Origin of the sequence: Kiloniella laminariae (assembly GCF_027214005.1) — a bacterium.
GTDB classification, from domain to species: Bacteria; Pseudomonadota; Alphaproteobacteria; order Kiloniellales; family Kiloniellaceae; genus Kiloniella; species Kiloniella laminariae_A.
Genome location: NZ_JAPWGY010000050.1, coordinates 1 through 249 on the forward strand (window position 1 = coordinate 1; position 249 = coordinate 249).

General features: G+C 43.4%; 1 protein-coding gene. It reads right to left on the reverse strand.

Annotation, left to right across the window (positions count from 1 at the left end; all coding sequences use genetic code 11):
* Nucleotides 1-249: hypothetical protein (locus O4H49_RS20565; protein ID WP_269425306.1), on the reverse strand; the 249-nt coding region annotated here is incomplete at both ends.

Consider the following 249-nt stretch of genomic DNA (forward strand, 5'->3'; position numbering starts at 1 on the left):
GCTAGAAGCTCTTTGCGTTCTTAGCTTGGACTCAAGTTGTTGTAATGCTTGTTGGTAATCTTTGACTTGTTTTTTTTGCTCTGTAATTTGCTGCTGACGAGCATGAATGTTTTTACTTTCTTCTTTCGTTAAGTAAGTTCGTTCTAGCTCTGCGATGAGCGCCAAGCGATCTGGTAGGCTCATACTATTAGGAATCAGGGTGACCGCACGCTCATATTTTTCCTGGTCGCTTGTTAGCCCGATAGCACC